This is a genomic window from Rathayibacter sp. VKM Ac-2760, from assembly GCF_009834185.1.
Classification (GTDB): domain Bacteria; phylum Actinomycetota; class Actinomycetes; order Actinomycetales; family Microbacteriaceae; genus Rathayibacter.
Genome location: NZ_CP047173.1, coordinates 2210488 through 2229797, shown reverse-complemented (window position 1 = coordinate 2229797; position 19310 = coordinate 2210488). Strand labels below are relative to the sequence as shown.

Genomic DNA, 19310 nt, shown 5'->3' with positions numbered 1-19310 from the left:
GGGTGAGAACGGGTCAGCCCTTGACGGCGCCGAGCATGATGCCCTTGTTGAAGTACCGGGCGACGAAGGGGTAGAAGAGCATGACCGGGACCGTCGAGATCACGATCAGCGAGTACTTGAGCAGGTCGGCGAGCTGCTGGCGCTCGATCTGCGCGGCCGCATCCATTCCCGGAGTCGCCTGATTGAGGATCAGGACGTTCCGCAGCACGAGCTGGAGCGGATAGAGACTCGGATCCCGCAGATAGAGCAGCGCGTCGAAGTAGGAGTTCCACTGGTAGATCGCGTACATCAGCGCGACCACCGCGAGCAGCGGCTTCGAGAGCGGCAGCACGATCGTCCAGAGGAAGCGCAGATCGCTCGCGCCGTCCAGCTGCGCGGCCTCGTAGAGCTCGTCCGGGATGGAGGAGCGGAAGAAGACGACCGCGATGATCACCTGCCACACGCCGACCGCCTGCGGGAGGATCAGCGCCCAGCGGGTGTCGAGCAGGCCGAGCTGCTGCACGACCAGGTAAGTGGGGATGATTCCGCCGGCGAAGAGCATCGTGAAGATCACCCCGAGGCTGATCCCGCCGCGGCCCCAGAAGTCCTTCCGCGAGAGCGGGTAGGCGATCGCGACGGTGAGAACGAGGCTGATGAAGGTGCCGACGAAGGTGTAGAAGAGCGAGTTGGCGAAGCCGGTGATGATCGTCGAGTCGCCGAGCGCCCGCTCGTAGCCCTCGAGGGTGAAGTCGATCGGCCAGAAGCTCACCCGGCCGGACGAGACGGCCAGCGGCGAGCTGAACGAGCTGGCCACGATGTAGAGCAGCGGCAGCAGGACCGCCAGCAGGAACGTCGTGAGCAGGACGTAGACGACGATCATGAAGACGCGGTCGACCAGCGGATCCTTGATGCGGGTCGCCCGCTGCCGGCGGCGAGGGGGCGGCGAGGACTCGCTCGGAGCGGTCGTCGCGGGAGTGTCGAGTGCGGTCACCAGAGCCCCTGTCCCGTGGTCCGCTTCGCGAGCGCGTTGACGCCGAGGAGCAGGACCAGGTTGATCATTCCGTTGAAGAGCCCGATGGCCGCCGCCTGACTGAAGTCGGCGTTGAGCAGTCCCACCTTGTAGACGTAGGTGGGGATGATCTCGGACTGCGAGAGATTGAGCGAGTTCTGCAGCAGGAAGGCCTTCTCGAATCCGATGGCCATCACGTTGCCGACGCCGAGGATCAGGATCGTGATCGCGGTGGGCATGATGCCGGGGATGTCGACGTGCCAGATCTTCTGCAGCCGGCTCGCGCCGTCCATCCGCGCCGCCTCGTAGAGCGAGGTGTCGATCGAGGAGAGGGCCGCCAGATAGAGGACCGCGGAGTACCCGGTGGTCTGCCAGACGTCGCTGAAGACGTAGATGTGCCGGAAGAAGTCCGGATCGCCGAGGAAGTCGATCGCCCCGAGACCGAAGAACGAGGTGACCTCGCTGACCGGCCCGAGCTTGGGCGAGAGGAACAGGATCGTCATCGAGATGACGACGACCGTGGAGATGAAGTACGGCGCGTAGGTGACCATCTGCACGGTCCGCTGGAAGAAGCGCAGCCGCACCTCGTTCAGCGCGAGCGCGAGCAGGATCGGGAACGGGAAGCCGGCCAGCACCACGTAGGCCGAGAGCAGGAAGGTGTTCTTCAGCAGCGTCCAGAAGATCGGATTCGAGAAGAAGCGCTCGAAGTGCTTCACGCCCACCCAGGGGCTGCCCCAGACGCCCTCGATGACGTTGTAGTCCTTGAACGCGATGATCGCGTTCGACATCGGCACGTACTTGAAGACGATGAAGTAGAGCAGCGGCGGCACGATCAGCAGGTAGAGCTGCCAGTGCCGGCGGAGGCTGCGCCGCGCGGCGCGGAAGCCGCGGACGTCGGCCCGGCCGCGGATCGTCGCGGGGCCGCCGGGGACGGGCGCTTCGGGTCCAGCCGATCCAGGAACGGGTGCGCCGGGCACGGTCGCGCCGGGAACGGTCGTTCCCGGGGCGCCGGTCAGGGGCATCACCACGGCGTGCGGTGGGTCGTGCTCGGCGCGGGTGCACGACCGTCGGCGCGGTCGGCTCGGTCGTCCGCTCGGTATCTGGACAGCATCGTCGAGACCTTTCCCATCGGCTTTGATATCGGAACTGGACCGACGATAAAGCGGGGAAAGAGGACTGTCAACAGCGCGAGAAGAACTGATCGAGGGCATTCTCGGCGACTTTCTTTCGCAAATCCGCTGATACCGAGAGAACAGGCGGTATCTCCTGAGTTGCGAAAGTCGGGCGACGCGGTCGGCGAGCGCGGACTTCTCGCTATCGGCGTCCGTGGCGGTGTAGCATCCGAAGGAGGCGGCGCGATCCGCGGCCGGATCAGCGCCGAGTAGTTGCGAAAGTCTCTGCGGCGGAGAGAAAGCGCTGCGAAGACTGAGAGTGGCGCGCGAGGAGAAAGGATAAGCAGCCCTCTGCCGCTTATCGAATCGACCGCGCCCGCCTCTCCGGGGCCTTTTACCGCGCCGTCTGGCGTCAGCCGGCTAGCGCAGGGCGGCGAGGACCGCGGCCGCCGCGCGGGCGACCAGGGCGTCGTCGTAGGTCGCGTCGGGGTCGTTGCGCGCGGTGAGCACCGACAGCACGATCGGGGCGCGGCCGGGTGGTGTGACGACGGCGATGTCGGTGCGGATCCCGCCCGCGCCGCCGGACTTGTCGGCGACCGTCCAGCCCTCCGGAGCGCCCGCGCGGATCAGCTGATCGCCGGTGGCGTTGCCGCTCATCCAGTCGAGCAGCAGCGCGCGGTCGGCCGCGGACAGCGCGTCGCCGAGGGTGACCGCGGCGAGGTCCGCGGTGACGGCCGCCGGGGTCGTCGTGTCGTCGGTGCTGCCCGGCTCGATGGTGTTCAGCGCGGGCTCCTCGTTCACCACCCGGGTCACGGTGTCGCCCAGCTCCTCGAGGCCCCGGTCGAGCGCGGCCGGGCCGCCGAGGCGGTCGAGCACGAGGTTGAGCGCCGTGTTGTCGCTGCGGCGGACGGCCGCCTCGGCGAGCCGGTCGAGCGGGAGGCCGTTCTCGATGCTCTCGCTCGTGACGGGGGAGTAGCCGGCGGCCTCGACGTCGGCCGCCGTCCAGGTGACGACCTCGCCGCGCTCGGCCGCGGGCACGCTGCGGAGGAACTGCGCGGCGGCCAGTGCCTTGATCGACGAGGCGTAGCCGAAGCGCTCGTCCGCGCGGTGCGCGACCCGGGTGCCGGAGCCGGTGTCGAGGGCGCTGACGCCGATCCGCGCGTCGAACTCGGCCTCGAGCGCGCCGAGTGCGGCCGAGACGTCCACGGTCGCGGCCGTCGGTGTCGGTGTGGGAGTCGGTGTCGGAGCCGACGTGGCGGCGGGCGTGGTGGCCGGCACGGTGGCGGACTCCGGCAGCGGCGTCGCCACGGGCCCGGAGACGCAGCCGGCCACCGCGAGCACCACCGCGCTGCCCGCCAGGGCGAGGAGCGCGCGGGCGCGGGTCGAGCGCCGGTGGCCCCTCACAGGATCGAGTAGACGACGACCATGACGACGGCGGCCGCCGCCGTCACCGCCACTGCCGCGAGGGCGACGAGGATCCGCGGACGCCTCCTGAGCACCGCGAGCACCAGGAAGACCGCGCCGAGCACGATCTCCAGCCACCAGTAGACGGGGCTCGTGGTGTCGGCGACCGCGCCCAGCGCCCAGATCCCCTCACCGATCAGGACCCCGGAGAGCGGGGCGACCGCGAGCACCCGCCACGGCGTCGAGCCGTGCAGGGTGAGCGCGGCGGCGGCGCCGAGGATCGGCCCGGCCGGCACGGCCAGCAGCCAGAACACGTCCGTGAACGGCAGCGAGTAGCCGAAGCCGCGCGCCGCGGTGACGAGGTCGTAGCCCTCGAGCAGCGCCCAGAAGGTCAGCAGGCCCAGCAGCGCCGACGGCACCGGCCGCGCCCGGCCGACGCGGATCAGCGCGAACACGAGCATCGACCAGCCGCCGGAGGAGTTGGCGAAGGAGTTCACCGGATGAGGCAGCGCCCCCTGCAGGAAGCTGGTCAGTCCTCCCAGGACGAGGCCGCCGACCAGGGCGACGAGGACGGCGCGCACGGCGCCTGCGCGCGACGCGCCGGTGCGGCGCGTCACTCCGACCCCAGGACGGAGAACGGGACGTCCTCGCTGCTGCCGTCGGTGTAGCGGACGGTGACACCGGGGTCGGCCAGGCCGGGGCCCGAGAACTCCTGGCCGATCCACGCGGCGATGTAGTAGCCGTTGCTGAGCGCGGCGGCGACGCTCGCGCCGCTCGCCGGGTGGAACGTGATGCCTGCGACGTCCGAGCCCGCCTGCCCGGTGACCGTGGCGATGCCGCCGGGCGCCGCGTCCGGGAAGTTGCCCGGGTTGGCGATCGTGACGGTGCCGGCGGGGACGGGGGCCGGGTCGCCGAAGGTCTCCCAGTTGTCGTCGGGGTCGCTGCCGTCGAAGGAGGCGCCGAAGCGGATGTCGTCGCCGAGCCGCCCGAGCAGGAACTGCGCGGTGCCGACGCTGATCTGGGCGAGGATCGTGACTCCGCCGGGTGTGACCGAGCCGGCGAGCAGCGCGTTCGGCGCGCCGACGCCCGAGGACGCGGCGGGCGTGGACACGGCGGGCGTGGAGCCGGGCGCTCCGGAGATCAGCACCGGCACGAGCACGGCGGCGCCGGCGAGGAGGATCCCGGCCGGGATCGCGAGGGCGAGGCGACCGCGGAGCCCGTGGGCGCGGGCGGGGCGGCGCTCGGGTTCGATGCGCTCGGGTTCGAGGCGGTCGAGGACGGTCAGCAGGTTGTGCAGGCGCGCGTCCTCGCTCACGCGGTGGGCGGCGGCGGGGTCGATGCTGCGGAGCAGGTCCCGCTCGGGGAGGTCGTCGGTCACGAGGGCTCCTGTTCGTGCGGCCGGAGGCCGGGGGAGGTGAGAGGGGAGGGCGCCTGGAGCAGTGTCCGGAGGCGGGCGCGGGCGCGGGAGAGCCGCATCGCGGCGCTGGAGCGGCGGAGTCCCAGCGCCGTCGCGGCCTGGGTGACGGTGAGGTCGTCCCAGGCGGTGAGGGCCAGGATCTCCTGGTCGGCCGGGGCGAGCTCGTTCCAGGCGCGCTGGAGGTCCAGGCGCAGGGCGATCTCGCCGGTGGCGGAGTCGACGCGGGGGATGCGGCCGCCGCTGGAGCCGTCGGCGTCGCCGTCGAGCGGGACGTCGAGGGAGTGCTTGCGCCGGTGGCTGCGGCGGGCGTTGCCGAGCACCTTCCGGGCGACGCCGAAGAGCCACGGGCGGGGGTCGTCCAGGTCGGCCGGGACCTTGCGCCAGGCGATCACGAAGACCTCGGCGGCCAGCTCGTCGGCGTCGTCCACGGCGCCCCGCCGGGCGAAGTAGCGGACGAGGTCGCCGTAGTGGGCGCGGTGCAGCTCGGCGAGGCGGGCGTGGGAGATCATCGCCCCGCCGACCTGGAGGGGGAGCGCTGGGGAGACAGGCACTGGGGAGACAGGATCATTCCTTCGTGGCGTCGGCAAAGGAGACGGTCGTGGTGCCGCCGTCGGCGAGGTGGGCGGTGAAGCTCGGGTCGGGGGTGTCCCCGCCGTCGAAGTCGCCGCCCTCCCAGGCCGCGATCCAGTATCCGTCCTGGAGGGTCGCGGCGACCGTCGCGCCTGCGCCGGTCTCGACGTCGATCCCGGTGATGTCGGAGCCGGCCCGGCCGGTGACGGTCGCGATGCCGCCGGGCGCCGCGTCCGGGAAGTTGCCGGGGTTCACGACCGTGAAGGCCGCGGCGTCGACGGCGGCGGGCGCCCCGAAGCTCTCCCAGTTCAGGTCGGGGTCGCCGCCGTCGAAGGAGGCGGCGGAGCGGATCTCGTCGCCGCGCTGCCCGAGGACGAACACGTCGTCACCGAGCGTGGTCAGGGCGAGGATCGTCGTGCCGTCGGTGGTGACGGAGCCGACGGAGACCGCGGAGACGGTGGCGGGCGCGGTGGCGGGCACGGTCTGCGGGGCGCCCTGGCTGGAGCAGCCGGTCGAGGCGAGCGCGAGGCCGCCGGCGAGGGCGAGGGCGGCGAAGAGGCGGGGCTGGCGGGTCATGGTGTCGCTTCCGGTGAGGCAGCCCGCTCGGTGCGCGGCCTGGTACCGGGGACATGTCCGCGCAGCGGGGAAGTGTCACACCCGGGCGCGGACTCAGTCGAGCACGGCGTAGGCCTCGACCTCGACCAGCACGTCCGGTTCGAAGAGGAGATCGACGCCGATCGCCGACAGCGGCGGCAGCGGATCCGGCAGACCGAGCTCCTCGCGCACCTGCTCGATCCCAGCGAGCCAGTCGGCGAACATCTCCGGTGTCGACCGGGTGAGGAAGAAGCGCAGCCGGACCACGTCGTCGAACGTGGCGCCGACTCCGGCGAGACCGCGCCCAGTGTTGCGGAGCACGTGGGCGACCTGCCCGGCGAGGTCGTCGGGCGCGAGCCGGTTCCCCGCCGCGTCGCGGGCGATCTGGCCCGCCACGTGCACGTGCCGCGAGCCGGTGGCGACGGAGACGTGGTCGTAGTTCACGGGCTGGAGCATGCCCTCGGGGGAGGAGGTGGTGACGGTCATCTGCGTCTTCTCTCGGTGCGATGCGGGATGGTGGTTCCCTCTGTCTACCTGGTGCACCGCGGGCACTTCAACGAGACTAGGTGGCATGGACGACACCGCCCCGACCGGCACCGAGCTGCTCCAGGTCGACGCCCCGCATCGCGAGCTCCTCGACGAGCTGCTCGACAAGTGGTCGCTCCACGTGCTCGATCGACTCTGCGAGCGGCCGCTGCGCTTCAACGAGCTGCGGCGCGCGATCCCCGCGGTCGGCCAGAAGTCGCTCACCGCGACACTGCGCCGGCTCGAGCGCAACGGAATGATCAGCCGCATGGTGCTCGCGACCCGCCCGATCGCGGTCGAGTACCGCATCTCGCCCGTCGGCGACACCCTCAACGAGCTCATCGACGCCCTCCTCCGCTGGACCGAGCACCAGCTCCCCGCCGTGCAGGCGGCCCGCGCCCGCTACGACCGGGCGGAGCAGCCGCCCTCCCTTCCGCCGGCCGAGTAGTCCGCAGCGGCCGAGCGCCGGGCGCCCCGCTCCCCGCTGGTCGAGTAGCCCGCAGGGCGTATCGAGACCCACCGCCGCCGTGCCTCCGGGAGTCAGCCTCCTCCACAGTCCTGATTCGCGGGCCTTCTCCCCTTCCGGCAGGCAGGGCCGCCCTCGTGTCGGTGGTGCCTGCTTCAATACTCGTATGACGGAGTTCGGATCGACGGAAGAGGTGCTCGAGCACCTGCGCGCACTCGGCGACCGCGCTGCCGCGAACGCCCGCGCCGCCGCCCAGCGCCGCCTCACCGAGGCCGAGGACCTCTACGACTTCCACCGCACCGCCCTCTCCCACCCGGACGCGTTCGCCCGCGGGGCGTCCCGCAGCGAGACGCGCGACCTGGTCGAGCGCTCGATCCGCGCCGAGCTCGCCGTCGCGGAGGGCCTGCCGGAGCAGGTGATCGCCCGCCGTCTCGAGAACGCGCGGCTGCTGATGGAGGATCTGCCGCTGACTCGGGCGCTGCTCGCGCAGGCGCGCCTGCACTGGGAGGAGGGCGAGGCGATCTGCGCCACCGCGAGCAGCCTCCCGGAAGGTTCCCGCGCCTCCCTCGACGAGCGCGCCGCCGAAGCGGCGCCCTCGATGACCCTCACGCAGCTGCGCCGCGCCCTCCGGCGCTGGCGGGAGGAGCTGCACGAGCAGCCCCTCGCCGAGCGGCACGTCCGCGCCCGCGAGGATCGCGCCGTCTGGGTCACCCCGGACGTCGACGGGATGGCCACGCTCTGCCTGCACGGGCCCGCCCCGGCCGTGCTGGGTGCGTACGACCGCGCCGACCGGATGGCCCGCTCCCTCCGGGACGCCGGCGACGAGCGCACGCTCTCGCAGCTGCGCGCGAACGTCTCTCTCGACCCGCTCTGCGACGGCGACATCCTCGGCACGACCCCGGACGCCGAGGACCGCCCCGACCCCTCGTTCGTCCCCGGCATCCGCGCCGAGGTCCGACTCACGCTCGCCGCGTCCACCGCCGTGGACCTCGACGACGAGCCCGCGGAGCTCGACGGCTACGGCCCCGTCCCCGCCGACGTCGCGCGGGAGCTGATCCGCACCGCCGCCTCGTTCACCCGCGTGCTCACCGACCCGGACACCGGCGCCGTCGTCTCCGTCGGCCGCACGCAGCGCCTCCCGCCCGCGCGGATGCGCCTTCACCTCCAGCTGCGCGATCAGACCTGCCGCTTCGCGGGCTGCACCCGCTCCGCCGCTCGCAGCGAGGCCGACCACACGACCGAATGGCACAACGGCGGCGAGACCTCGCTCGAGAACCTCGTCTCGCTGTGCACCAGCCACCACCACCTCCGGCACGGCGACCGCTGGACCTACGACAAGGACAATGACGGGACCGTCGTCTGGACCACCCCGACCGGCCGGCGGATCAGCAACCGGCCACCCGCGCTGCCCGGCAGGCCGCCGGACCCACCGCCGGGGCCCCGCTTCGTCGACGCACCGCCACCGTTCTGACGACGGTGGATCTCGATACGCCCGCTGCGCGGGCTACTCGATCAGCAGGGAACGCCTGCAGCTCCTGCGGCTCCGGCTCGTCCGGCCAGCACGACGGTCTCCGTGCGGAGCAGCCGGGCGGAGTCGACCGTCGCGGCGCCCGCCCGCCGCCGATCGCGGACCCGGGCGTCGACGAAGACGTCCGCCTCGCCGTCCCAGGGCAGCACGAGCAGCCGGAGCGGTGCGCGCTCGAGCGCCGACCGCCACGGCCCGAGGTCGAGCTCCCAGTCGCGGCCGTGCCAGAACTGATCGCCGACGAGCACCCCGTCGATCTCGGCGCGGAGCACGTCGCCGGTCCAGGCCACGACGAGCACGGCGGCGCCGGCGACGGCACGCTCGTCGGGGACCGCCACTGAGGCAGGCACGGCGATCTCGAAGACCGCCGCTCCGGCGAAGTCCTCGTCGCGCGGCGCCGAGAGCCGCTGCATCGAGCCGCCGGTCCGCACCGTTGCCGGCGTCGACTCCGCGCGGACGGTCGAGACCGCGAGCGGCGAGAACGGCTGCCAGGCGGGCAGGACGATGCGCTGGAAGGGGCCGACCCGATCCTGGGTGACAGCGGGCACGACGAGCACCTCCGTCGCGTCCGTCCAGCGCTCGAGCAGCACGTCGTCGCCGTGCTGGGCGAGCCCGCCGTCGAAGACGACCGCCGTCCGGCGCCCGTCGAGCGTCGCGACGTAGAGCCGCAGCGACGTCGCCTCGTCGAGGATCACGAGCGCGGTGTCGCCGACGCGCACGACGCAGTCCGGCCCCGGCTCCGCGTCCGGCAACCAGCGCGGGCCGGCGGCCGTCTCGATCCGGGAGGCGCCCCGCACCTCGGCGTCGCCCTCGAGCTCCAGCTCGACCGGGATGCCGGGGATCGCCGCGAAGAAGACGGTCGTCGTCCCCCCGTCCACGATCTCGGTGATCGGCTGCGCGGTCGCACTCAGCGCGGCGATCGAGCCGTAGCGACGGCGCACCGGCCAGAAGAAGGTGGTGCCGGCCGGGATCGTGCTCGGCACCGACGGCAGCAGCACCCGCCGCCCGCCGACCTCGACGGAGAGCTGCGCGTCCTCGACGTCCGGGAGCGCCGCCACGGCCGGCTGGTGATTCGTGACGAAGACGTAGCCGCTCCGCTCGTCGGAGCGCAGCGCCCAGCGCAGCGCGGGCTCGCCCCGCGGCGGCAGCGTCACGCCGAGCCCCGTCAGGTCGCCGCCCCAGGTCGCGAGGAAGAGGTGCTGGCGCCGGAGCAGGTGGTAGTGCGGCCGGAGGGTGCCGGACGCGCCGATCGGCGCCGCGAAGTCGTAGTCCTTCCGCGGCATGTCGTTCGGGTAGCCGCTCTCGTGCGACTCCTGCGTGCCGCTCAGCTCGCCCGTCACCTGAGTGGTGCCGTGGTAGAGGTAGTAGCCCTGCCAGGCCGAGCCGCTGCCGAGCTTGGTCAGCGCGAGCGCCGCGATGTCCTCCGGATCGGCGTGGGGCCGCCGGTGGTAGGCCGTGGTCATCCCACCGCCCAGCTCGCAGGTGAGGAACGGGTAGCGATGATCCTCCGCGACCGCGACCGCGACCGCGACCGCCTCAGCCTCCACGCCCGCCTCCGCCTCCGCCGGCAGCTCGCCGCGCACGTCGGCCCCCACAGAGAGGTCGTCGCGGACTGTGCTGAACTCGAAGTGCATGCGGGCGTAGGGCGGCCAGCCGATGTCGGCCGACTCCCAGAACGCGTCCGAGTAGCCCGCGTAGACCGGAGCGACGCGCTCCAGCGGCAACTGCGCCCCGCCCCAGCCGGTGGCGACCCAGAGCGGAGCGGCCATCCCGACCCGCTCGGCGAGCTCGCGCAGCGTGGCGAGGTGCTCGCGCTGGTCGTAGAGCTCGTTGTCCACCTGGATGCCGATGATCGGCGCCTCCGGATGCGCGTCGTCGCGGAAGAGACCGGCGAGCTCGGCCGCGACGTCGCGGAACCAGTCCTCGACGATCGCGAGGTAGCTGGGATCGTTCGTCCGCAGCGCCAGGGGGAGGGCCTGCAGCCAATCCGGGAAGCCGCCGTTGCGCGCCTCGCCGTGCGCCCACGGACCGATCCGCAGCATCACCTCGAGGCCCGCGTCCCGCGCGTCCTCGACGAAGCGGCGGATGTCGAGGTGGCCGCTGAAGCGCCGGTCGCCGCGGGTCTCCTCGTGCAGGATCCAGATCAGGTAGGTGGCGACGACGCCGACCCCGCCGGCCCGCATCGCGCGCAGCTCGCGCGGCCAGCGCTCCGGCCTGTCGCGGCTGAAGTGGTACTCGCCCATCACCGGGAACCACGCCGCGCCGTCGCGGCGGACCGCGGTCGCGTCGAGGGTGATCCGGCCCGCTGTCCCGAGCCTGCCGCTGTCCGGCCCGCCGCTCATGCCTGCGCTCCGCCGTCGCGGATGAGCACCCAGTCGTACTGCTCGAGGCGCACGGACTCGACGGCCTCGCCGCTGACGAGATCGGTGCCCCGGACCGCGACGTCGACGGCGTCCGTCCCGTGATTGATCACCGTCAGCACGTCGCCGCGCCGGGCCGCCTCGACCCACTCGCTCGGGGTGCGCAGCACGGGTTCGACGCCCGCTCGCTCGGTGGCCCACCGGGTCACCCGGAGCATGCCCTCGTCGTCCGGGATCGTCGCGAGATGGCTGGCGGTGCCCGCGCCGGTGCGCCGGGAGGTGAGGGCGGGGGAGCCGGCGAGCCGGCCCGAGGCGTAGCGCGCGAGCACCTCCACCGGCCGGTCGCCGCCGGCAGCGTCATCGGGGGCCGCGAGCACGGCGAGCTCCTCGGCGAGCAGCTCGCCGCGCAGCGAGCCGAACGGGGTGTCGACGGTGATCGCGCCGCCCGCCGGCACCCCGGTGAACTCGACCACCGCCGTGCCGAGCACCTCGCGCAGGCCCACCTGGAAGCCGCCGTCGCGGAAGGCGTCGTCCTCGTCGACCAGGTCGCTGAACGCGGTGACCAGCAGGTGCCCGCCGCGCTCGACGAAGGCGGTGAGGTTCCGCGCGGCCGCCTCGGTCAGGAGGTAGGAGTGCGCGAGCAGGACGAGGTCGTAGCCCGCGAGATCCGCGGTCGGCAGCACGAGGTCGACCGCGATGCTCTGCCGGTGCAGCGCCGAGTACCAGCGCTGCACGAGCTCGAGCAGATCGAGCACGACCGGGTGGTCGGGGTTGCCGATCGCCCACCAGTTCTCCCAGTCGAGCACGAGGGCGACGCGCGCGCCGGAGCCGGTCGACGAGAAGTCGGGCAGCGCGCCGAGCGTGCTCCCGAGCTCGACCACCTCGCGCCAGGTCCGCGTCTCGACGCCGGCCTGGGGCAGCATCGCCGAGTGGAACTTCTCGCTCCCGCGCTGCGACTGGCGCCACTGGAAGAAGAGCACGCCATCGGCCCCGCGGCCCACGGCCTGCATCGACAGCGCCGCCAGCTGCCCGGGCGCCTTCGGCACGTTCGACGGCCGCCAGCTCACCGCGGCCGTCGCCTGCTCCATCAGCAGCCACGGCACGCCCGGCTTGAGCGAGCGCATCAGATCGCGGGTGAAGGCGGCGCCGCGGAACGACTCCGGGTCGGCCGGGTCGAGGTAGTTGTCGTCGCTGACGACGTCGACCTCCGCGGCCCACTTCCAGTAGTCGAGCGGCGGGAACGCCCCCATGAAGTTCGTCGTGATCGGCTGGGTGGCACCCGACGCGCGGAGGATGTCGCGCTCCATCGTGTACAGCTCGAGCAGCGCGTCCGAGGTGAAGCGGCGGAAGTCGAGCAGCCCCGCCGGATTGTGGCTGTAGGGGGCCTTCCGCGGCGGCACGATCTCGGCGAACGAGCCGTAGCGCTGCGACCAGAAGAAGGTGCCCCAGCGCCGGTTGAGCGCGTCGATCGAGCCGTACTTCCGCTCCAGCCAGACCCGGAACGCGGCGGCCGCGTCGTCGGAGTAGTCGTGGTGCAGGTGGCAGGCGTACTCGTTGTTGACGTGCCAGAGCACCACGGCCGGGTGATCGTGGTAGCGCTCGGCGATCGCCGTGACCAGGCGGGCCGCGAGCCGGCGGTAGTCGGGCGAGGTGGGGCGGTAGGCCTGGCGGCTGCCCGGCCAGTAGGTCGCGCCGTTCTCGTCCTGCGGCAGGATGCCGGGGTACGCGGTCGTCGCCCACGGCGGCGGCGAGGCGGTCGCGGTCGCGAGATCGACCGCTATTCCGTGCTCGTGCAGCAGGTCGAGCACGCGGTCGAGCCAGTCGAAGTCGAAGGTGTCCTCGTCCGGCTGGATCCGCGCCCAGGCGAAGATCCCGAGGCTGACGGTGGTGACGCCGGCCTCGCGCATCCGCCGCGCGTCCTCCGGCCAGACGCTCTCGTCCCACTGCTCCGGGTTGTAGTCGCCGCCGTAGTGGATCATCCGTGCCGAGTTCCTTCTGCCGTCTAGTGGAGTGTGCGCGAGGGGGTGTGCGTCAGACCGGTGTGCGCGAGAGCCGCACGGCGAGCGCGGCGAAGACCGTGCAGCCGAGCGCCGGCACGACCAGGGGTGCCAGCTGCCAGGTGACCACGGCCGCGAGCAGCAGCGCCACCAGGAGTGCACCCGAGCCTCGCAGATCGCGGGCGCCGAGGGCGGCCGCCTCGCGCAGCAGCGGCAGCCAGCGCGACTCGGGCCGCCACAGCGCGGCCGCCGTGAGCACGACGACCAGCGCCGCCGCGAGGAGCGCCCCGCAGACCACCGCGACGGCGGTCGCCCCGGGCAGAGCGCCGCCGGCGGCGAGCACCAGGTCGAGGCCGAGCACGGCCGACACCGCGAGCAGCGCGAAGCCGACGGGGAGCGAGCGTAGGAAACCGGCGCGCGCCTCCGCCAGCGCCGTGCGGAGCGAAGACGGCTCGTCGAGCACGAAGCGGCGCAGGTGCCGCGCCCCGACCGCGAGGGCGAGCGGCAGCGTCACGAGCGGCAGCGCGAGCAGCGTCACGAGGAGCCCCGTGTAGAGGACCTCGGCGAAGAGCGCGAACTTGTTGGCGGCCCCCGGCCAGCGCAGCGTAGTGCCGTCGGCGGCGGCGGCGCGCGCCTCGCGCTGTGCCCGTGACGTGCGATGGGCCCGTGACGCCCGGCTCATCCCTTCAGGCCCTGGGTGGCGACGCCGTCGACCAGGAAGCGCTGGAAGATGATGAAGAAGATCAGCACCGGCAGCAGCGCGAGCACCGAGACCGCGATGGTCGCGCCGTAGTCCGATGCCGAGGTCTGGTCGTTGTAGACCCGCAGCGCGAGCGGCAGCGGCTGCTGGTCGGGCGTGTTCAGGTAGAGCAGCGGGCCGAGGAAGTCGTTCCAGCTCCAGATGAAGGCGAAGATCGACGAGGTGATCAGCGCGGGGCGGATCAGCGGGATCGTGATCGAGCCGAAGATCCGCAGGTGGCCGGCGCCGTCGATCCGCGCGGCCTCGTCGAGCTCGCGGGGCAGGTTGCGGATGAACTGCACCATCAGGAAGACGAAGAACGCCTCCGTCGCGAGGAACTTGCCGATCAGCAGCGGCCAGTAGGTGTCCATCATCCCGAGGGTGCGGAAGATCGTGTACTGCGGGATGAGCAGGACGTGCATCGGCAGCAGCAGCGTGCCGATCATCAGCGCGAAGTAGAGCGGGCGGCCGCGGAAGTCGAGCCGCGCGAAGGCATAGGCCGCCATCGACGAGGAGATCACGACGCCGATGACCGAGCCGACCGCGAGGATCGTCGAGTTGAGGAAGAAGCGCCAGAGCGGGACGCCGCCGACGCCGGCGAGCACCTTGACGAAGTTGTCGAGGGTCGGGTTCTGCGGCAGCAGCGAGGTCTGCCCGCCGAACTCGCTGTTCGGCTTGAAGGCCGCGGCACCCATCCAGACCAGCGGGTAGAGAACGATCGCCGTCAGGACGATCATCGCCGCGATCCAGATCAGCGTCGCGGTCTTCGGGCGCTTGCGGCGCGAGCGGCGGCGGGGCGACGGCTCAGTCAGGACCTGCGTGTCGGCCGAGGGGAGCGTGGTGTCGAAGGTCGTCATCGTGTGTCTCCCGAGTAGTGCACCCAGCTCTTCTGGGTCTTGAAGAGGACGAAGGCGAGGACGCCGACGAAGAGGAGCAGGACCCAGGCCATCGCCGAGGCGTAGCCCATCTGATTGTTCGTGAAGGCGCGGGTGTAGAGGTAGACCGTGTAGAAGTTGGTTGCTCCGGCCGGTCCACCGGTGCCGTTGCCGATGATGTACGCCGAGGCGAAGACCTGGAAGGCGTTGATCATCTCGAGCAGCAGGTTGAAGAAGATCACCGGCGAGAGCATCGGCAGCGTGACGCTGCGGAACTTCCGCCACGGGCCCGCGCCGTCGACCATCGCGGCCTCGTAGAGCTCGGCCGGGACCTGCTTGAGGCCGGCCAGGAAGATCACCATCGGGGCGCCGAACTGCCAGACGGCCAGGATGATCATCATCGGCAGGATCAGCGCGGGCACGCCGACCCAGCCGCCGATCTGGATGCCGAAGATCTGCAGTCCCGAGTCGACGGGTCCGTCGGTCGAGAACATCGCGCGCCAGACGATCGCGATGCTGACGCTCGCGCCGATCAGCGACGGCGCGTAGAAGGCGGAGCGGAAGAAGCCGGTGCCCTTCGCGCTGTAGTTGAGCAGCATCGCCACGACGAGGGCGGCGGCGAGCTTGACCGGCGTGCCGACGAAGACGTAGGCGAGGGTGAGCTGCACCGACTGGAGGAACTTCGGGTCGGCGAACAGCCGCTCGAAGTTCGCGGTGCCGATCCACTCCGGCGCGCGGAACAGGTTGTAGTCGGTGAAGGCGAAGTAGAGGGACATCAGCATCGGGCCGAGCGTGAGCCCGACGAAGCCGATCAGCCAGGGCGAGAGGAACACGTAGCCGGCCAGGGTGTCCCGCTTGGGGCGTCGCCGCGCCTGAGGGCCGACCGGACGAGGGGTGCTCGTCCGGTCGGCGATCGGCGTGACGCGACCGTCGGCGGCGGTGCCGCTCGGAGTCGACGTCGTCGTCATGTGATGCCTTTCCTGGCCTGGATGAAGGGGATCAGTGGGGGGCGGATCAGTGCGTGCGGATCAGTGCGCGCGGGTCAGCGCGCGCGGATCGGTTCTGCACAGATCAGTTCTGCAGCGTGACGTCGGTCTCGTCGAAGAACTGCTGGACCGCCTCGTCGACGCTCACCGCGCCGAGGCCGAGGCTGGTGCCGAGGTCGAGGAAGTTCGCCTCGATGGCGCCGTAGCCGGCGACCGGGGCGGCAGGGGCCTCGCCGAGACGGTCCGCGACGGAGTCGAGGTAGTCGGCGACCTGCTTGTCCGGGCCCTCGAGGTTCGCGCCGGCGAGCTGCTCGGAGGAGGCGGGGATGCCCAGCGTGGCGCCGAAGATCTCGCCCACCTCGGGGCTGTTGATCAGGAAGTCGAGGAAGGTCGCGGCGGCCTCCGGGTGCTCGGTGGCGGAGGAGATCGCCTGCATCAGGCCGACCTTCTGGTAGAGGTCCTTGCTGCCCTCGTCCGCGGTCGGCGGAGCGGTCATCACGATCTCGGAGGCGCCGCTGTCGCCGATGTAGCCGCCGAGGAAGTTGCTCCAGCTCATCTCGCTGGTCGCGATGCCGGCGCCGAAGCCGGACTTGGGCAGCAGCTCCTGGAGGCGCGCGGCCGGCACGCCGGTCTCGGTGCGCATCTCGTCGCCCTGCTCCCAGAACGCGGCGAGGTCGTCCTCGGTGAAGCCGAGCTCGCCGTCCTCGGTGAACAGCTCCTTGCCCTCGGCGCGCAGCTGCAGCTCGAAGTTCTGGATGCGGCCGGTGTAGTCGGTGCCGCCGTAGACGGCGCCGCCGGTCTTCGCGGTGACGTCGGCGACGTAGGCCGCGTAGTCCTCCCAGCTGCCGCCGCCGGCGTAGGGCTCGACGCCGTTCGCGGCGAGGAGGTCCTGGTTCTGGAAGACGGCCCAGGCGCTGTAGCCGGTGGGGATCGCGTAGGTCGCGCCGTCGAGCTCGCCTGTGGCGAGCAGCTCGGGGGAGACGGTGGTCTCGTCGACCACGCCGCCGAAGTACTCGGAGAGGTCGCCGAGCAGGCCGTTGTCGCCGTACTGGCGCAGGTAGGTGTAGTCGAACTGCATCACGTCGGGGAGCCCGCCGCCGGCCGCCTCGGTCTGGCGCTTCTCCCAGTAGCCGGGGTAGTCCGTGAAGGTCGAGTTGATGGTGATGTTCGGGTGCTCCTCCTCGAAGAGCGCGATCGCCTGGTCGTACCGGGCGGCGCGGTCGTCGTTGCCCCAGAACGTGTAGTCGAGGGTGATCTCCTCGTCGGGGTCCAGGGTGGCGGAGGCCCCGGAGCCTCCACCGGAGCAGGCCGTCAGCGCGAGTGCGGCGGCGGCCACGGCTGCCACCGCGGTGTAGCGCGTGCTGTGTGAGCGGAACATCGTCGTCCTTTCGAGAACATCATCGTTTCGAACCCCGAGACCGCGTTGAAACGTTTCGGGAAAGCGTTTGCCCCAAAATACGTGCCGAGATTCCGCGCGTCAAGCGCGACGCTCCCGGCGCGTCCTCCGGCGTCGCCGACACCCGCGCCGGCCTGTGCGCGCACAGCCGCACCGACTCAGTCGGAGGAGCAGGCGACCGCACCGCCGACGCCCGCCGCCCCGCCGGATCGCCCGCGCGAACGGCCCCGCGACGCAGTCGGCCCGCCGATCCGACAGCCCGCGCGCTCTTTGCTGATCGAGTAGCCCGCGGAGCGGGCGTCTTTGCTGATCGAGTAGCCCGCGGAGCGGGCGTATCGAGATCCACCCGCATCCGAAGCAGGGCCCGCACGCCACGACTGCTGACGACGGGGGTCTCGATACGCCCCTCCGGAGCTGCTCGACCGGCAGAAGGGGACCGGAAAACGCTTGCCCACCACCACCCGCGCCGGTACCGTCGAACGCGTCCCCGCCGCATCCGCGACGCGGGAACCCCGGATCGGAGTCGACCGTCTCGTGAGAGAAGCCCGTGCCTCGCAGGCCCCGCTCGTGCTCGACCGCCGCCGCCCCGGGCGCTCCGCCCTGCGCCTGCTCGGCCGCTATCGGCCGCGGGTCGTGACCGCGATCCTCTTCTTCGCCCTCAAGGACACGCCGCTCTGGCTGCTCCCCGTGGTCACCGGCGCGATCGTCGACGTGGTCGTCGCCGGCGGTCCAGAGTCGACGCTGTGGCTCTGGGCGGGCGTCGCCCTGGTCGCGCTGCTGCAGAACTACCCGAACCACGTGATGTACACCCGGCTCTACATGAGCGCCGTGCGGCAGACCGGCACGGACCTCCGCAACGCCCTCGCCGCGCGGCTGCAGAACCTCTCGATCGGCTTCCACTCGCGCGCGAGCTCGTCGGTCGTGCAGACCAAGGTCGTCCGCGACGTCGAGAACATCGAGACGATGTTCCAGCAGGTCGGGCATCCGCTGCTCTCGGCGACGATGGTCGCGATCGGCGCGATCGTGATGACCGCCGTCGAGGTCCCCGCGTTCCTCCCGGTCTACGCCTGCGCCATCCCGCTCGCGGTGCTGCTGCGGGCCTTCCTCGGGCAGCGCTCGCGCCGGAGCAACGAGCGGTTCCGCCGCGAGGTGGAGCACTTCTCGGCGCGGGTCGGCGAGATGGCGACCCTGATCCCGATCACCCGCGCGCACGGCCTCGAGCAGACCGCGGTCGACCGCGTCGCCGCGGGGGCGGAGGGCGTCCGCTCGGCCGGCTACACCCTCGACCTCCTGAACGGCCGCTTCGCCTCCCTCTCCTGGGTGAGCCTGCAGCTGCTCGGCATCGCCTGCCTGGTGCTCGCGGCCTGGGTGTCGATCAGCGGTCGGCTGCCGATCACGCCCGGGCAGGTCGTGCTGCTCAGCTCCTACTTCGCCCTGCTGACCGGGGCGGTGACGAACCTGCTGATGCTGCTGCCCGTCGTCGCTCGCGGCACCGAGTCGGTGCGCTCGATCGGCGAGCTGCTCGAGGACCCGGACCTCGAGGCGAACGAGGGCAAGGCGCCGGCGGGCGAGGTGCGCGGGCGGATCCGGCTCGAGCACGTCACCTACCGCTACGGCGAGGGCAGCGTCGGCGAAGACAGTGTCGGCGAGGACAGCGTCGGCGAGAGCAGTGTCGGGGTGAGCGACATCGCGCTCGACATCGAGCCGGGGCGGACGGTCGCCTTCGTCGGCTCGTCGGGCTCGGGCAAGTCGACGATGCTCAACCTGGTGCTGGGCTTCCTCCGGCCGACCAGCGGCCGCATCCTGCTCGACGGTGTCGACGCCGAGACCCTCGACCTGCGCACCTGGCGCCGCTCGGTCTCCGTGGTGCCGCAGGAGTCGGTGCTCTTCGAGGGCTCGATCCGCGACAACGTGGCCTACGGACTGGCGGGCGTCGGCGAGGAGCGGATCATCGCCGCCCTCCGCGACGCGAACGCCCTCGAGTTCGTGCGCGAGCTGCCCGACGGCCTCGACTCGATCGTGGGGGAGCGCGGCGCCCGGCTGTCGGGCGGCCAGCGCCAGCGGATCGCGATCGCCCGCGCGCTGGTCCGCGACCCGCGGGTCCTGCTGCTCGACGAGGCGACGAGCGCGCTCGACCCGGAGTCCGAGGCCGCCGTGAAGGAGGCACTGCTGCGGCTGATGCGCGGCCGCACCACCCTCGTCGTCGCGCACCGGCTGTCGACGATCCGCTCGGCGGACCGCATCGTGGTGCTCGAGCGCGGGCGGATCGTCGAGACCGGCAGCCACGAGCAGCTGCTCGCCGCCGCCGGTCGCTACGCCACGCTGCACGCGGTGCAGGCGGGGCGCTGACGGTCGG

17 protein-coding genes are annotated in these 19310 nt (G+C 72.0%); 3 read left to right on the top strand and 14 right to left on the bottom strand.

Features of this window, described 5'->3' with window-relative positions; translation table 11 throughout:
• Positions 1 to 13: 13 nt before the first annotated feature.
• The 8 genes from GSU72_RS10085 to GSU72_RS10050 all read right to left on the bottom strand — a co-directional run bounded on the left by GSU72_RS10085 (position 14) and on the right by GSU72_RS10050 (position 6571).
• Positions 14 to 970: a carbohydrate ABC transporter permease gene (locus GSU72_RS10085; protein WP_244255751.1), complete on the bottom strand. Its 957-nt coding sequence runs from the start codon at positions 968 to 970 to the stop codon at positions 14 to 16.
• On the bottom strand, positions 967 to 2010 hold the full coding sequence (locus GSU72_RS10080) for an ABC transporter permease subunit (RefSeq protein ID WP_159984889.1): 1044 nt from the start codon (positions 2008 to 2010) through the stop codon (positions 967 to 969). Before GSU72_RS10080 ends, GSU72_RS10085 begins: the two co-directional genes overlap by 4 nt.
• A 510-nt stretch (positions 2011 to 2520) precedes the next feature.
• On the bottom strand, positions 2521 to 3504 hold the full coding sequence (gene bla, locus GSU72_RS10075) for a class A beta-lactamase (protein WP_208545045.1): 984 nt from the start codon (positions 3502 to 3504) through the stop codon (positions 2521 to 2523).
• Positions 3501 to 4121, bottom strand: a complete 621-nt coding sequence (locus GSU72_RS10070) for a DUF6518 family protein (RefSeq protein WP_159984888.1) — start codon at positions 4119 to 4121, stop codon at positions 3501 to 3503. The genes bla and GSU72_RS10070 overlap by 4 nt, the downstream gene beginning before the upstream one ends.
• Positions 4118 to 4882, bottom strand: coding sequence for a hypothetical protein (locus GSU72_RS10065; RefSeq protein WP_159984887.1), 765 nt, complete (start codon positions 4880 to 4882; stop codon positions 4118 to 4120). The genes GSU72_RS10070 and GSU72_RS10065 overlap by 4 nt, the downstream gene beginning before the upstream one ends.
• Positions 4879 to 5430, bottom strand: a complete 552-nt coding sequence (locus GSU72_RS10060) for a sigma-70 family RNA polymerase sigma factor (RefSeq protein WP_208545044.1) — start codon at positions 5428 to 5430, stop codon at positions 4879 to 4881. Before GSU72_RS10060 ends, GSU72_RS10065 begins: the two co-directional genes overlap by 4 nt.
• 55 nt (positions 5431 to 5485) lie before the next feature.
• Positions 5486 to 6067 carry a hypothetical protein gene (locus GSU72_RS10055; RefSeq protein ID WP_159984885.1) on the bottom strand — a complete coding sequence of 194 codons (582 nt, stop codon included), beginning with the start codon at positions 6065 to 6067 and terminating at the stop codon, positions 5486 to 5488.
• Between the two features lie 93 nt (positions 6068 to 6160).
• Positions 6161 to 6571 (bottom strand): Rid family hydrolase, encoded by a 411-nt coding sequence (locus tag GSU72_RS10050; protein WP_159984884.1) that lies wholly within the window; start codon positions 6569 to 6571, stop codon positions 6161 to 6163.
• A gap of 85 nt (positions 6572 to 6656) precedes the next feature.
• On the opposite strand from GSU72_RS10050, the gene GSU72_RS10045 reads away from it, so the two are divergent.
• Positions 6657 to 7058: a helix-turn-helix domain-containing protein gene (locus GSU72_RS10045; RefSeq protein WP_159984883.1), complete on the top strand. Its 402-nt coding sequence runs from the start codon at positions 6657 to 6659 to the stop codon at positions 7056 to 7058.
• Between the two features lie 184 nt (positions 7059 to 7242).
• Positions 7243 to 8547, top strand: a complete 1305-nt coding sequence (locus GSU72_RS10040) for an HNH endonuclease signature motif containing protein (RefSeq protein ID WP_159984882.1) — start codon at positions 7243 to 7245, stop codon at positions 8545 to 8547.
• A 41-nt stretch (positions 8548 to 8588) separates the two neighbouring features.
• On the opposite strand, the gene GSU72_RS10035 is transcribed toward GSU72_RS10040, so the two are convergent.
• The 6 genes from GSU72_RS10035 to GSU72_RS10010 form a co-directional block, all read right to left on the bottom strand.
• Positions 8589 to 10943, bottom strand: a complete 2355-nt coding sequence (locus GSU72_RS10035; RefSeq protein WP_159984881.1) for a beta-galactosidase — start codon at positions 10941 to 10943, stop codon at positions 8589 to 8591.
• Complete coding sequence (locus tag GSU72_RS10030) at positions 10940 to 12940, bottom strand: beta-galactosidase (RefSeq protein ID WP_159984880.1); 2001 nt, start codon at positions 12938 to 12940, stop codon at positions 10940 to 10942. The genes GSU72_RS10035 and GSU72_RS10030 overlap by 4 nt, the downstream gene beginning before the upstream one ends.
• Before the next feature lie 52 nt (positions 12941 to 12992).
• Positions 12993 to 13640, bottom strand: a complete 648-nt coding sequence (locus GSU72_RS10025) for a hypothetical protein (RefSeq protein WP_159984879.1) — start codon at positions 13638 to 13640, stop codon at positions 12993 to 12995.
• A complete protein-coding gene (locus GSU72_RS10020) occupies positions 13637 to 14554 on the bottom strand; it encodes a carbohydrate ABC transporter permease (protein ID WP_159984878.1) in 918 nt (305 codons plus the stop codon). The genes GSU72_RS10025 and GSU72_RS10020 overlap by 4 nt, the downstream gene beginning before the upstream one ends.
• On the bottom strand, positions 14551 to 15540 hold the full coding sequence (locus GSU72_RS10015; protein ID WP_159984877.1) for a sugar ABC transporter permease: 990 nt from the start codon (positions 15538 to 15540) through the stop codon (positions 14551 to 14553). Before GSU72_RS10015 ends, GSU72_RS10020 begins: the two co-directional genes overlap by 4 nt.
• Before the next feature lie 103 nt (positions 15541 to 15643).
• A complete protein-coding gene (locus GSU72_RS10010) occupies positions 15644 to 16936 on the bottom strand; it encodes an extracellular solute-binding protein (protein ID WP_159984876.1) in 1293 nt (430 codons plus the stop codon).
• A 552-nt stretch (positions 16937 to 17488) separates the two neighbouring features.
• On the opposite strand from GSU72_RS10010, the gene GSU72_RS10005 reads away from it, so the two are divergent.
• Positions 17489 to 19303 (top strand): ABC transporter ATP-binding protein, encoded by a 1815-nt coding sequence (locus GSU72_RS10005; protein ID WP_159984875.1) that lies wholly within the window; start codon positions 17489 to 17491, stop codon positions 19301 to 19303.
• The last annotated feature ends 7 nt before the right edge of the window (positions 19304 to 19310 follow it).

Coding starts and splice junctions, on each gene's coding strand:
- GSU72_RS10045 (WP_159984883.1), top strand. CDS start 6,657: ATGGACGACACCGCCCCGACCGGCACCGAGCTGCTCCAGGTCGACGCC.
- GSU72_RS10030 (WP_159984880.1), bottom strand. CDS start 12,940: ATGATCCACTACGGCGGCGACTACAACCCGGAGCAGTGGGACGAGAGC.
- GSU72_RS10035 (WP_159984881.1), bottom strand. CDS start 10,943: ATGAGCGGCGGGCCGGACAGCGGCAGGCTCGGGACAGCGGGCCGGATC.
- GSU72_RS10015 (WP_159984877.1), bottom strand. CDS start 15,540: ATGACGACGACGTCGACTCCGAGCGGCACCGCCGCCGACGGTCGCGTC.
- GSU72_RS10040 (WP_159984882.1), top strand. CDS start 7,243: ATGACGGAGTTCGGATCGACGGAAGAGGTGCTCGAGCACCTGCGCGCA.
- GSU72_RS10010 (WP_159984876.1), bottom strand. CDS start 16,936: ATGTTCCGCTCACACAGCACGCGCTACACCGCGGTGGCAGCCGTGGCC.
- GSU72_RS10060 (WP_208545044.1), bottom strand. CDS start 5,430: ATGATCTCCCACGCCCGCCTCGCCGAGCTGCACCGCGCCCACTACGGC.
- GSU72_RS10080 (WP_159984889.1), bottom strand. CDS start 2,010: ATGCCCCTGACCGGCGCCCCGGGAACGACCGTTCCCGGCGCGACCGTG.
- GSU72_RS10025 (WP_159984879.1), bottom strand. CDS start 13,640: ATGAGCCGGGCGTCACGGGCCCATCGCACGTCACGGGCACAGCGCGAG.
- GSU72_RS10055 (WP_159984885.1), bottom strand. CDS start 6,067: ATGACCCGCCAGCCCCGCCTCTTCGCCGCCCTCGCCCTCGCCGGCGGC.
- GSU72_RS10020 (WP_159984878.1), bottom strand. CDS start 14,554: ATGACGACCTTCGACACCACGCTCCCCTCGGCCGACACGCAGGTCCTG.
- GSU72_RS10050 (WP_159984884.1), bottom strand. CDS start 6,571: ATGACCGTCACCACCTCCTCCCCCGAGGGCATGCTCCAGCCCGTGAAC.